The following is a 13,271-nucleotide window of genomic DNA, read 5'->3' as shown; positions in this document are numbered from 1 at the left end:
CTTAAATTCCATCGTGCAAAATGCAAAACACCATAAACCTTACCGTTTGATAAAACCATGACTTTTGAGAATGCCGTTTCCGAAAATAGTTTTATCTTCGTAAAAGTCGTTCCCTAAAAATTGTATTATACAACCTGTATAATAATACACATAGAAAGCGAACCCAACAAAGGAACCAAAATAATAATGACGTTCCCGAAAACACAACAAAATGGATAATATCAATGTACTTATAATAGAAGACACCAAAGAGCAAAGCGACGCGCTCAGCAAAGTCTTATTGGCTAACAAATACAACATTGTAGGCGTTGCCAGAAATTATACTGATGCACTGACTTTATTCTACCAAAACACTGTAGACATCATCGTTATCGATGTATTCCTCGACGGCAAACCGGACGGCATTACCTTTGCCGAGACTATCAACATAGTACCAAACGCCTCCAAGCCTTTTGTTTTTTTGACTAGCTCGCAAGATCGTCAGATTTTTGAAAGAGCGAAACTTACTAAGCCTTTTAGTTTCCTGATGAAACCCTTCAATGAATTGGAGATTCTCTATGCCCTTGAAATGGCTGTCGAAAAATTCTACGAACAAACCAATGTATTTCTGAGTGAAGATCAAGACACCGTAATCAGTAATGATTATCTGTTCATAAAAAAGAAAAACGCATTGAAAAAAGTGTCGCTCCGAGACATATTGTACATAGAAGTCGAAGAACGCTATTGCAATATTGTCACCGAAAAAGAAAAATTTGTAATTATGATTTCGCTGACAAAAATCAGCGCACTGCTGGACAAGGACAAATTCATCAGAACCCACAGAAACTCGATCGTAAACACCGATAAAATTGAGGAAATCATCTTGGCCGACAATCTGATCATTCTTCAAGGAAATCACAAAATAAACCTCAGCGATACCTATAAAGATTTTATCAAAAAAATGAACATCATATCGTAAGCGCCCGTTTTTAGCTTTGACAACATCTTCTATTGTATCGAATGTCTTTTTGTGTCTTTTCACCCAATAGTAGGCATTATTTCCAAAAAATAAATAGCCTAACTCTTTAACCCTGATGCAAGTGGCATCTCCCGATTTAGAAAAATAAGGCTTTTTAGCCGCAGTTTCCCTAAATCGGGAAATATAGCAAACAGCAGGAATCCATACCTCCCGATAAAGCCCAATCCTCCACTTCTTATTTTACTGATAACAAGTATCTTAAACCAAAACAATCCTTTATTCTATTCAAAAACATAAGTTCGTGTTTTCAGTCTCTCTTCTCATGACAACAAAAATCGTGTTCATGACATTTTTAAAAAAAAAAGTGATTTACACTTTAATTTTACTTCACTAAAAAATCAAAATAGCAAATAACATGAGACTCGAACTTAACAATCATACGAATATGCAATTCAAAACTCTTTTTATCAAAATCAATCCTTGGATTGGACTTCTAGCTGCATTGTGCATCATTGTTCCAAGTTTATATGACATCTTGGATGATCCTTTTCACCTTACTTCTGATCACTTAATTTTGGCAGTAGGTTTGTTTTTTATGATTTTATTTTTAAAACAAATTTTTGATAGAATTATCAATTTAGAAGGAATGGAATAAAACCCACCGTACGTAAAGTTATTAGTGAATAGCCTTTAGTAATTAGCTGAAAAACCATAGGATATTGTAAATAAAAATTTTATTTAGGAAAAATCAAATCATAAGATTCAGATTCTACCCTTTGGCTAATCACTCTTTACCAATCACTAATGACTAAGTAAATTATACATGCCTTTAGCGTTTTCTTCTATTAACTAGTTCAATTAACTAATCCTCCAATTAACAATTAAATTAGTTAGATTTACCTGTCTCAAGCTATTTGAGGCAGGTATTTTTATTTTATTTAAAAAAAGAATCGAACTATTGTAACTTTTTTGAAACCCCATACGTATAATCACTTGTACACTTAAAAAATTGAGGAGACAAAAACATGAGACAACTTAAAATCACCAAGCAGGTTACCAATCGTGAAACCGCTTCATTAGACAAATATTTACAAGAAATTGGAAAAGTTGACCTTATTACCGCTGACGAAGAGGTAGAATTAGCACAAAAAATTAAAGCTGGGGATCAAAGAGCCCTAGAAAAATTAACAAAAGCTAATTTACGTTTCGTTGTTTCGGTAGCTAAACAATATCAAAACCAAGGATTAACACTTCCTGATTTGATTAACGAAGGAAATCTTGGATTGATAAAAGCGGCACAACGTTTTGATGAAACTCGTGGTTTTAAATTCATTTCATACGCTGTATGGTGGATTCGTCAATCGATTCTTCAAGCTTTGGCTGAACAATCTCGTATCGTTCGTTTGCCTTTAAATAAAATTGGTTCTATCAATAAAATCAACAAAATGTATGCCTTATTAGAACAATCTAATGAGCGTCCACCATCTGCTGAAGAAATTGCAAAAGAACTTGACATGACCGTAAATGACGTAAAAGAGTCTATGAAAAACTCTGGTCGTCACTTATCAATGGATGCACCTCTTGTAGAAGGAGAAGATTCTAATCTTTATGACGTATTACGTTCTGGAGAGTCTCCAAATCCAGACAGAGAATTAATACACGAATCATTACGTACTGAAATTGAGCGTTCATTAGAAACATTAACTCCAAGAGAGGCTGATGTAGTTCGTCTATACTTTGGTTTAGGGGATCAACACCCAATGACTTTAGAAGAAATTGGAGAAACTTTTGACTTAACTCGTGAGCGTGTTCGTCAAATTAAAGAAAAAGCAATTCGCAGATTAAAACATACTTCTAGAAGTAAAATTTTAAAAACATATTTAGGCTAATTAGTCTTAAAGTTAGAAAGTTTATAAAGTCCTAAAGTCCCTTTTGACTTTTAGACATTTGACTTTCGACTAATAGTAAACAACAGTCTGATTAACTGTTCGTTTTTTGATTGATGATTGAAACTCCGGCTGATTACCGGAGTTTTATTTTTATCAATAAAACTCCGGTCTGTTCGAACTTCGTTCTCGGGTTTCCGGAGTTTTATTTTTTTATAATTACCTTTGCAAAAAATAAAAAGATGCATTGCTGTGCATCTCAACAAAATAACTACACAATGAAGAATACAATTATTGCACCGTCAGTATTGGCTGCTGATTTCGCAAATTTACAACGTGATATCGAAATGATCAACAACAGTCAAGCCGACTGGTTTCACATAGACATTATGGATGGCGTTTTTGTTCCAAATATTTCTTTTGGAATGCCAGTACTTCAAGCCATCACAAAACACGCAAAAAAAACAGTTGATGTGCATTTGATGATTGTAAATCCAGATCAATACATCAAAACTTTCAAAGATTTAGGTGCTGATATTTTGACCGTACACTACGAAGCCTGTACTCATTTACACCGTACACTTCAAGCGATCAAAGCAAACGGAATGAAAGCGGGTGTTGCATTAAATCCTCATACCAATATTGATTTACTGGAAGATGTAATCAATGATATCGATATGGTTTGCATCATGAGTGTGAATCCTGGTTTTGGCGGACAATCATTTATCGAAAACACCTATACAAAGATTAAAAAATTAAAAAATTTAATCATTAAAAAAAATGCTAGCACAATTATCGAAATTGATGGTGGTGTAACCAATAAAAATGCTTTACAATTAGTGGAAGCTGGCGCAGATGTGCTTGTGGCTGGAAGCTTTGTTTTTAATGCCGAAGACCCAATTCAAACAGTAGCCGATTTAAAAAAATTAACATCCTTCTAAAAATTAGAATAAAACATATTAAAATCCGAAGTTCACGCTTCGGATTTTTTTGATTATAAACTCAACTATTTCATATTACAATTTCACAACATTCACTTAATCTAAAACATACAAATAATTGATAATAAAGTAACTATTTCATTAAATGCAACCATCATCTGATAAATACATTTGTATGAAATTTAAAAAACTACTTTATGAAAGAATATCTACATTTAAAATTAAGAAACTCTTTTGCCCCAAAAATAACAATGGGATTATTTTCTATTACAGCATTGTTTTGCTTTAATCAAAATAGTCTAGCCCAATCTGTAGATCTTTCTACTTACGTTCGAGTGGGTCGATACGATTTACCAGAACCAACAAGATCAGCTCACCCAACTAATAATTTATTGGCTCAGGAAGCTTCTGGAGTAACTTACAATTGGGACACGAATACTCTTTTTATTGTTGGAGACGGAACTACCTCTGTTACTCAGGTTTCCCTAACAGGGCAATTTATCAATACGATGACACTAGCTCAGGGAAGCAGCCCGCAGGGAACCGATTTTTATGATTCAGAAGGGATTACTTATATCGGTAATGGTCAGTTTGTAATGACTGAAGAACGCGACAGACAAGTTGTTTTGTTTACTTATGCTGCTGGAACTACGCTTACCAGAAGCAATGCTAAAACGGTAAAACTAGGAACATTCGTAAACAACATCGGAACAGAAGGACTTTCTTATGACCCGTTAACTGGAGGTTACATTGTTCTAAAAGAGATAAGTCCTATGGGGATTTTCCAAACTGGAATTGATTTTAATGCAGGAACTGCTACTAATGGCTCAGCTACAACAGAAAACTCTACAAATCTTTTTGACCCAGCATTATTGGGAGTTACAGATGTTGCCGATGTTTTTGCGTTATCAAATTTACCAGCTCTTAATGGCACATCTCTATACAGCAACTTATTAGTATTGAGTCAGGAAAATGCAAAAGTCCTAAACGTAAATCGAAGTGGTGTAATTTTAAGTTCCTTGACTATCGTATCTGACCCTGGAAATCCTTTAGATGCTGCTAATCAACAACACGAAGGAATGACTATGGACCGTAATGGAGTATTATATATTGTAAACGAAAATGGCGGTGGAGATATTGATCACCCACAGCTTTGGGTTTATGCACCTTCGACTTCAGCAAATCAAGCACCTACAGCTATAGCCTTAACAAACACTACAAATACTATTTTAGAAAACACAATTACTACTCCAGCAGTTAAAATATCAGATATTTTGGTAACAGATGATGGTTTAGGAACCAATACTATATCAATATCTGGTGCAGATGCTAGTTCTTTCGAAATTATTAATTCTGCTCTCTACATAAAAGCAGGTACAGTACTAGATTATGAAACCAAAACAAGTTATGCTATCACTATAAATGTTGATGACAGCACTGTTGGTGCAACTCCCGATGCTTCGGTTAACTTTACCTTATCAATTACAGATGTTGTCAATGAGGTAGCACCAATTGCAACAGTAAGTATTACAGAAGTAGCACCTTGGTCTAGTAGCAATGCCTTAGTTGGTGCAGATTGGTTTGAAGTAACAAATAACGGAACTACCGCACTTGATATTACAGGTTGGAAAGTAGACGATGATTCTAAGCTATTTTCTGCAGCTTTAACCTTAAATGGAATCACAAGTATTAAACCAGGAGAATCTGTAATTTTCTTAGAAACAACTGCTGCTAATAATGCAACCGTTATTGCTAATTTCAAATCGGCTTGGTTTGGAAATAATCCTCCAGCTAGTTTACAAGTTGGTAGTTATACAGGTGGTTCAATTGGTTTAAGCTCAGGTGGTGATGAAGTAAATTTATTTGACGCAAGCGGAAATCTTAAAGCTAAAGTTACTTTTGGAGCTTCAACAACAAATAAAACATTTAACAACGGAGCTAGTCTTAACAACGCTACAATTTCAACAATAAGCCAAGCAGGAACTAACGGTGCATTTATAGCAGTGAATGATGCTAATCAAGTTGGTTCTCCAGGTTCTATTGGAAATCTAATTATTTCAGAAGTAGCACCTTGGGCTAGTGGAGACAGTCCTGTGGGTGCAGATTGGTTCGAAGTAACCAATACCAAAGCAGTAGCAATAGATCTTACAGGATGGAAAGTAGATGACAATTCCCAATCGCCTGCAGCAGCTGTTGCACTAAACGGAATCACTAGTATTAATCCTGGAGAATCTGTAATTTTTATTGAGACTAATGATTTAGCTGGCAAAAAAGCTTTATTTTTAAGCAACTGGTTTGGAGCAAATCCTCCTGCAAATTTAAGAATTGGAAACTATACTGGGTCTGGTGTTGGTTTGGGTTCTGGTGGTGACCAAGTAAATTTATATAATGGAGTAAGTAGCACACCAGTAGCTTCTGTATTATTTGGCACATCACCAACTGGTACTTTTGGAACATTTGACAATACAGCTGGACTTAACACTATAATTACTCCGATTACTAAGATGAGCACAGTAAGTTCTAATGGAGCATTTGTAGCTTTAAACAGCAGCAAAGAAATTGGTTCTCCTGGTGTTTTCGTAGCAGCCACAACTTACTTATCTGTTTATTCACCTTCGGAAATGAATGTTTCATTTAAAGTAATTGCTTATCCAGTTCCTGCAACTTCAACATTCCAATTGGATTTAGCTACAGCTAGTAATGATGATATCGAAATAAAAGTATATGATTTAAATGGAAAGTTAGTTGAAGCTCTTAAACTTAGTACTGACGAACTTAAAAATCAAAAATTAGGAAACGATTATCCATCAGGTTTTTTCATTATTAATGTGAATCAAGGAGAGAATACAAAAACACTACGTGTGATTAAAAAATAACACCAAAAATATCTCATTAAAAATCCTCGTCTGAGCAATCAGGCGAGGATTTTGTTTTAAAATTTTCATCAAAACCATACCATTATTGATATTTATTTTTTCAAAGCATTATAGTTTTTTAAAAGAAAATGCTTCAAAATAACCAAAGTAAACTTGGTTTTTTGAAGCATTTTTAATTTGTGGCCGAGACAGGGTTCGAACCTGCAACCCTCAGAGTCGAAATCTGATATTCTATCCAGTTGAACTACTCAGCCATTATAAGATTTATGATTGCAGACTTTAGATTTAAACCTGCAATCATAACTATTTTTTAAGTCAATAATTTCTTCACAATAGTAGAAATAGTTTTTCCTTCAGCTGTTCCTCCCAATTGAGCTGAAGCTAATCCCATTACTTTACCCATAGATGCTATTCCTGATGCTCCAGTTTCTGCAATGATTTTTGCAATTATTGCTTCTACTTCAGCTTCGCTTAATTGAGCTGGTAAGAATTTCTCGATTACTGCAATTTGTGCCAATTCTGGTTCTGCTAAATCCAAACGATTTTGCTCTGTAAATATCCTAGCACTTTCTTTACGGGTTTTAACCAATCTTTGAAGTAATTTAATCTCGTCATCAGCCGATATTTCTTCTTTTGAACCTGATGCAGTTTGCGCTAATAAAAGCTCTGATTTGATAGCTCTTAAAGCTTCTAATGCAACTGTATCTTTGGCTCTCATGGCGGTTTTGATTTCGTCCATGATTTGTATTGATAAACTCATATTCTGTATATTTTAGATTTTAGATTGTTGAATTTAGATTTCAGGAATTGACCTTAATCTTTATTTACATTTTTAATTCCTTTTAAAATAGAAATCAAAAACATCCTTATTTTGAAATGAAAACGTTTATTCAATTACAAATTAAAAATCTGCAATCTTAAATCTACAATCTCAAATCACCTTGTACAGCTGGATAAGGCCCGACAAATTTAGAAAATTTTACTGGCAATAACAACTACTTGCTTGATGCTTTGTAATCAAAAAATAGCCCGAAAATATATTTCAACTTTCGGGCTATTTTTAAAAAAAATGGCTTTGTTAATCTACATTGTCATGTAAATAAGAGTTATTAGAACGCAACTGCAAATCATTATTACTGTCTGTTCCTACTGATATTCTTGAAGTAGAATTATTGGTTTGTGAACTATTAAGGTCGATACCAAATCTTTTGTAAGCTGGTTCTCTTTCTAATTCATCTACTTTAGAAACGTTATCATGAAATTTATAATTAAAATCTTTTAATTTTCTTCTTCTTTCTTCAGCTCTAAATCGCAATGTTTCTTCGATAGTCATATCAATCGGAGAATTATTTTCTAAAACTGGAGCAACATCAGCAACTGGATTTACTACTTGTTTCATAGTAATATTCAATTCTGCTGGAATTACTTCCTCTTCAACTTTGGCTGCTGGTTTAGATTCTACCAAATCATTTTCAACGTCCATATATTCTTCTAATGAATATTTTATAACACCTTTATCCGATAATTCAGTTACAGGCACTAGTTGAACAGGTTGTACTACTTTGATCTCACGAGTTTCATTCGTCAATTCAAACAAGAAATTATTAGTTTCTTCTTGAGTCTGAACAGGTTCTGATTTAGCTAAAGGTAAATCAAAAGAAAAAGCAGTTTGCTCTTGAGTTTCTTCCAAACGAACTGGAGCTGTTTGTACTTCTCTAATAGATTCGATTACTGGTTTTTCAACAATAAAATCAATCTCTTTCATAGGAGAAACGATTTCAAATGTGACATCTAAGTTTTTAATAAACTCAGTCATTCCAATTAATTCATCTTCATTGATAGAAGAAATTACTGGCTCTGGAATTGCAACATCTTCTACTAAATCAAAAACAATTCTGTCTTCGGTTGTAGCAGCAACTGGTGTTTCACTATTCAAATTAAACCCAGCAACAGTCTTTGTAGATAAATCAAAAACTCCTTTTTGCTCATCTCCTAACGTGTGAATTATTTTTTTAGGCTCAACATTTACGATTTCGTTTTGTTGTTCCACATTAAAACCTGTAGCTATAATAGTTACCGCAATAGCATCTCCAAGCGTTTCATCTTCACCAACTCCCATAATAATATTGGCATTTGAACCCGCTTCGAATTGAATATGCTCATTGATTTCGGCAATCTCATCGATAGTAATTTCGTTAGTTCCAGAAACGATAAGCAACAATACGTTTTTGGCACCTGTAATTTTATTGTCATTCAAAAGTGGTGAATCTAAGGCTGCAACGATACCTTCCTTAGCTCTATTTTCACCAGAGGAAACAGAAGATCCCATAATAGCTGTACCACTATTATACAATACTGTTTTCGCATCACGTAAATCGATATTTTGTGTATAGTGATGTGTAATTACTTCAGCAATTCCTCTTGAGGCTGTTGCCAAAACTTCATCCGCTTTTGAAAATCCTGCTTTGAAACCAAGATTTCCGTAAACTTCTCTTAGTTTATTATTATTGATAACGATTAACGAATCGACTTGTTTACGCAATTTTTCGATTCCAATAAGCGCTTGTTCTTGACGCACTTTACCTTCAAACAAGAAAGGCAAAGTAACAATTCCAACCGTTAAAATATCTTTTTCTTTGGCTAATTGAGCAATAACTGGAGCAGCTCCTGTCCCTGTTCCACCACCCATACCTGCAGTGATAAAAACCATCTTAGTATTTGCATCCAATACTTTTTCAATATCGGCAACACTTTCGATAGCTGATTGATGACCTACATCTGGATTTGCACCAGCACCTAGTCCTTCAGTTAAATTTGCTCCTAATTGTATTTTATTAGGTACACTACTATTCTCTAATGCTTGAGAATCTGTATTACAAACGATGAAATCAACGCCTTTAATACCTTGTTTGAACATGTGATTTATAGCGTTACTACCGCCTCCACCTACACCAATTACTTTGATAACATTTGATTGATTTTTTGGCAAATCAAATGAAATACTTCCAAATTCTGTGTTGCTTGACATCATATGGGGTTTTAATTTTTTTATTAACTTTATCTTTCACTACTCTAGGCTTGGGGCAAAAAGGAATTCTGATAATTTTTATTTATTGCTATTTACTTATTCTGCGTTGTCTAAAAAATCTTTGATCTTATCTACATATTTATCAAAAAAAGATCTTCTAATTTTATTTTCTGTAGACTCTTCTTTTACAGGTGCTACATGAAGGACTCTTTCAGGTTCTACATATACCTCTTCTTGTATTTCTATTTTTTGTTCTACAACTGGCTCCCTATAATAAGTTACTTTTTCAGGCGCAACACTTACTTGCATTCTTACTGCACTTTGGGTTTTGTTTTCGATACTATTCATCACTAAACCAACCGCAGTTGCATATAACGGACTAGAAATCTCTTCATCTGAATTCCCTGCTAAATGCTCGTTTGGATAACCAATTCTAGTATCCATTCCCGTGATGTACTCTACTAATTGTTTGATGTGTTTTAATTGAGCACCACCACCTGTAAGAACAATACCTGCAATCAATTTTTTACGAGGATCCTCATGTCCATAAGCTCTTACTTCTGTAAAAACTTGTTCAATGATTTCAACGACTCTTGCATTTATTATTTTAGAAAGATTTTTTAACGAAATCTCTTTAGGCTCTCTACCTCTTAAACCTGGGATAGAAACAATCTCATTGTCTTTATTTTCTCCTGGCCAGGCAGAACCAAATTTAACTTTTAATAATTCAGCTTGTTTTTCTATAATAGAACAACCTTCTTTGATGTCATCTGTGATCACATTTCCTCCAAAAGGAATTACAGCCGTATGTCTAATTATTCCATCTTTAAAAATTGCCAAATCAGTTGTTCCTCCACCTATATCGATAAGCGCAACACCTGCTTCTTTTTCTTCTTGACTTAAAACTGCATCTGAAGATGCTAAAGGTTCTAATGTTAAACCTGACAACTCAATGCCAGAACTTTGAATACATCTCCCAACATTTCTAATAGACGATGCTTGTCCAACAACCACGTGAAAACTACTTTCTAGTCTTCCACCATACATTCCGATAGGTTCTTTTACATCCGATTGCCCATCGATTTTAAATTCTTGTGGCAATACATGAATAATTTCTTCCCCTGGCAACATGGCCAATTTATGAACTTGGTTGATTAATAAATCAATATCACTTCCACCTATTACCTCTTCTGGATTACTCCTACTGATGTAATCACTATGCTGAATACTTCTGATGTGTTGCCCTGCAATTCCAACAACAACATCTTTAATTTTATAACCTGAATTATTTTCTGCTTCAAGAATTGCTTGCTGAATCGATTGAATAGTTTGCGTAATATTATTTACGACACCTCTTGCAACACCTAAACTTTTAGATTTACCAACACCTAAAATTTCAAGTTTTCCATACTCATTCTTTTTGCCTATCATGGCTACAATTTTCGTTGTCCCAATATCTAGACCTACTGCAATGTTCTCTTTTTCCATTTTCTATTATTTTGTGCAAACCACTTGTTCCGTAAACCTGAGATCTATTTTTTTATATTTATACAATGTACTATCCAAACTTACTCTTTGAAAAAAAGCTTTATAGTTTTTAAATTTTCGTTCGATGTTTATCAAACCACCGAAATCAATTTGATAATTATAATTTCTATTCTGCATTAATAAGCTACCATTAGGCATAATTTGTATACCAATGATATTTTTTCGCAAAAAAGCATCATCATAAATTATTTTAAATAATCTGAATAAATCTTTGTTATTTTTCTTGTTTATATCCCCAGAAACAAGAGGAACTCTAGCTGTAAAATTAGCCGATAAAGGCATAGTATTTCCCTCGCTATCAATATAGAAAGAACCCTCATCATTAAAAACCCTTGCAATTGGCATCTTTTGTTTCACAACTGCTTTTAGAACACCGTCAATACTCACATACACATCTGCTTTCTCAATCATTTCTTGAGCATTTAACACTTGCTCCAATTTATTCAAATCTACCCTATCTTTTTTAATGGTTGAGGGGTTCGAATTATTTTCTATCAACAATTTATTAACCGTTTCTGTTTTCAAAAAAAGAGAGTTATCGCCTACAAAAACAACCGAAACCTTAGTCAATTTTCTTTTGGAATTTCTTTTAGAAGTAAAAGAAAAAAGAAAAATAACCAAACAAAACATTAATAATAATCTTATATTATTCCAATTAAAGACTTTCATACAATGCATTTTTTATCGACGGAACCATTTCTCCTAAATCGCCAGCTCCGATTGTTACAATTACAGTGGCGTCATTAGCTAAAATTTCGGCAATTAAATCTTCTTTACTTACTATTTTTTTATGTTCATTAGTCATTTTATCCATAAGCCATTGTGAAGTAATCCCTTCCATAGGCAATTCACGAGCCGGATAAATATCCATCAAAAAGACTTCATCAAAAGCTGATAAACTTTTAGCAAAATTATCAGCAAAATCCCTAGTTCTACTAAATAAATGTGGTTGAAAAATAGCCAATACTTTTTGACCTGGATATAATTCACTAACTGCTTGATGAACCGCATTTATTTCGGTAGGATGATGTGCATAATCATCAATATATACTAACTTTTCTTCTTTGATTTGATATGAAAAACGTCTCCTTATACCTTTGAAAGAATCTAAAGCCTTGGCAATAGCTTCAATCGGAGTACCGTATGTTACTGCCATTGCTAATGCCATTAAAGCATTCATCAAATTATGCTTGCCTGGTAATCCGAAACGTAGATATTTAATAATTCCGTTTGGAGTTTTTACATCAAAAACATAACTACTGTTTTCTATTCTAATGTTGAAAGCTTCAAAAACAGCTTCTTCATTAACCGCGCAAACTACACCTTCAATTGGTAATTCATTGGTTATAAAAAGCTTGCTCTTATCTTCAACTTTGTTTGCAAATTCAACGAATGAAGCTTCGATAGCATCACTCGTTCCATAAATATCCAAATGATCAGCATCCATTGAAGTAACACAAGCAATATTTGGGTGCAAATGCAAAAAAGAACGATCAAATTCATCAGCCTCGACAACTGTAACCGTTTTACCTATTCCAATTAAATTAGAATCGTAATTTTCAACAATTCCACCTATAAAAGCCGTTACATCTGCTCCGCTTTCATACAAGATATGCCCCAAAATACTAGAGGTTGTAGTTTTACCATGCGTACCTGCAACGGCAAAACAAAAAGTATCTTTGGTAATAATTCCTAAAACTTCGGCTCTCTTTTTTAATTCGTATCCACGTTCTAGAAAATAATTCCATTCTGAATGTTTAACTGGAACGGCAGGAGTAACAATAACTAGTGTATTCTCAATATAATAATCTTTTGGAATTGCATTAATATCATCTTCAAAATGAATATCAATTCCACTTTCAATCAACTCACTAGTAAGCATAGAAGGCGTTTTATCATAGCCCGAAACTTGTTTTCCGATAGCTTTAAAATAACGTGCCAAAGCACTCATTCCGATACCTCCAATTCCTATGAAATAGACGTTATGTATTTGATTTAAATTCATTTTGTATTATTTTTAATTTTCAAAATATC

Annotated in this window: 10 protein-coding genes and 1 tRNA gene; 5 read left to right on the top strand and 6 right to left on the bottom strand. The window is 33.8% G+C overall.

The window, feature by feature from the left end:
• Positions 1–211 precede the first annotated feature (211 nt).
• The 5 genes from ACUN3A_RS12345 (at position 212) to ACUN3A_RS12325 (ending at position 6,661) form a co-directional block, all read left to right on the top strand.
• Positions 212–958 (top strand): LytR/AlgR family response regulator transcription factor, encoded by a 747-nt coding sequence (locus tag ACUN3A_RS12345; RefSeq protein ID WP_445551588.1) that lies wholly within the window; start codon positions 212–214, stop codon positions 956–958.
• Positions 959–1,373: 415 nt separating this feature from the next.
• A complete protein-coding gene (locus ACUN3A_RS12340) occupies positions 1,374–1,613 on the top strand; it encodes a hypothetical protein (protein WP_445551587.1) in 240 nt (79 codons plus the stop codon).
• Between the two features lie 370 nt (positions 1,614–1,983).
• Complete coding sequence (locus tag ACUN3A_RS12335) at positions 1,984–2,847, top strand: sigma-70 family RNA polymerase sigma factor (RefSeq protein WP_026707723.1); 864 nt, start codon at positions 1,984–1,986, stop codon at positions 2,845–2,847.
• Between the two features lie 275 nt (positions 2,848–3,122).
• On the top strand, positions 3,123–3,785 hold the full coding sequence (rpe, locus tag ACUN3A_RS12330; protein ID WP_445551586.1) for a ribulose-phosphate 3-epimerase: 663 nt from the start codon (positions 3,123–3,125) through the stop codon (positions 3,783–3,785).
• 197 nt (positions 3,786–3,982) lie between these two features.
• Entirely contained in the window at positions 3,983–6,661 is a 2,679-nt protein-coding gene (locus ACUN3A_RS12325; RefSeq protein WP_445551585.1) for an SdiA-regulated domain-containing protein, read from the top strand.
• 180 nt (positions 6,662–6,841) lie between these two features.
• On the opposite strand, the gene ACUN3A_RS12320 is transcribed toward ACUN3A_RS12325, so the two are convergent.
• The 6 genes from ACUN3A_RS12320 to murC all read right to left on the bottom strand — a co-directional run bounded on the left by ACUN3A_RS12320 (position 6,842) and on the right by murC (position 13,242).
• A tRNA-Arg gene (locus ACUN3A_RS12320) sits at positions 6,842–6,915 on the bottom strand.
• A gap of 56 nt (positions 6,916–6,971) precedes the next feature.
• On the bottom strand, positions 6,972–7,421 hold the full coding sequence (locus tag ACUN3A_RS12315) for a GatB/YqeY domain-containing protein (RefSeq protein ID WP_445551584.1): 450 nt from the start codon (positions 7,419–7,421) through the stop codon (positions 6,972–6,974).
• A 318-nt stretch (positions 7,422–7,739) separates the two neighbouring features.
• On the bottom strand, positions 7,740–9,689 hold the full coding sequence (gene ftsZ / locus ACUN3A_RS12310) for a cell division protein FtsZ (RefSeq protein ID WP_445552836.1): 1,950 nt from the start codon (positions 9,687–9,689) through the stop codon (positions 7,740–7,742).
• Positions 9,690–9,785: 96 nt separating this feature from the next.
• Positions 9,786–11,177 (bottom strand): cell division protein FtsA, encoded by a 1,392-nt coding sequence (ftsA, locus tag ACUN3A_RS12305; RefSeq protein ID WP_445551583.1) that lies wholly within the window; start codon positions 11,175–11,177, stop codon positions 9,786–9,788.
• Positions 11,178–11,183: 6 nt separating this feature from the next.
• Positions 11,184–11,906: a cell division protein FtsQ/DivIB gene (locus ACUN3A_RS12300; protein ID WP_445551582.1), complete on the bottom strand. Its 723-nt coding sequence runs from the start codon at positions 11,904–11,906 to the stop codon at positions 11,184–11,186.
• Positions 11,893–13,242 carry a UDP-N-acetylmuramate--L-alanine ligase gene (murC, locus tag ACUN3A_RS12295; RefSeq protein ID WP_445551581.1) on the bottom strand — a complete coding sequence of 450 codons (1,350 nt, stop codon included), beginning with the start codon at positions 13,240–13,242 and terminating at the stop codon, positions 11,893–11,895. Before murC ends, ACUN3A_RS12300 begins: the two co-directional genes overlap by 14 nt.
• Positions 13,243–13,271: the final 29 nt, after the last annotated feature.

This window comes from Flavobacterium sp. WC2509, from assembly GCF_052683105.1.
This window is presented reverse-complemented; position numbering and strand designations above follow the sequence as displayed.

Excerpts from the sequence above, each read along its gene's own strand:
- ACUN3A_RS12345 (WP_445551588.1), top strand. The coding sequence starts at position 212 with ATGGATAATATCAATGTACTTATAATAGAAGACACCAAAGAGCAAAGC.
- ACUN3A_RS12340 (WP_445551587.1), top strand. The coding sequence starts at position 1,374 with ATGAGACTCGAACTTAACAATCATACGAATATGCAATTCAAAACTCTT.
- ACUN3A_RS12335 (WP_026707723.1), top strand. The coding sequence starts at position 1,984 with ATGAGACAACTTAAAATCACCAAGCAGGTTACCAATCGTGAAACCGCT.
- rpe (WP_445551586.1), top strand. The coding sequence starts at position 3,123 with ATGAAGAATACAATTATTGCACCGTCAGTATTGGCTGCTGATTTCGCA.
- ACUN3A_RS12325 (WP_445551585.1), top strand. The coding sequence starts at position 3,983 with ATGAAAGAATATCTACATTTAAAATTAAGAAACTCTTTTGCCCCAAAA.
- ACUN3A_RS12315 (WP_445551584.1), bottom strand. The coding sequence starts at position 7,421 with ATGAGTTTATCAATACAAATCATGGACGAAATCAAAACCGCCATGAGA.
- ftsZ (WP_445552836.1), bottom strand. The coding sequence starts at position 9,689 with ATGTCAAGCAACACAGAATTTGGAAGTATTTCATTTGATTTGCCAAAA.
- ftsA (WP_445551583.1), bottom strand. The coding sequence starts at position 11,177 with ATGGAAAAAGAGAACATTGCAGTAGGTCTAGATATTGGGACAACGAAA.
- ACUN3A_RS12300 (WP_445551582.1), bottom strand. The coding sequence starts at position 11,906 with ATGAAAGTCTTTAATTGGAATAATATAAGATTATTATTAATGTTTTGT.
- murC (WP_445551581.1), bottom strand. The coding sequence starts at position 13,242 with ATGAATTTAAATCAAATACATAACGTCTATTTCATAGGAATTGGAGGT.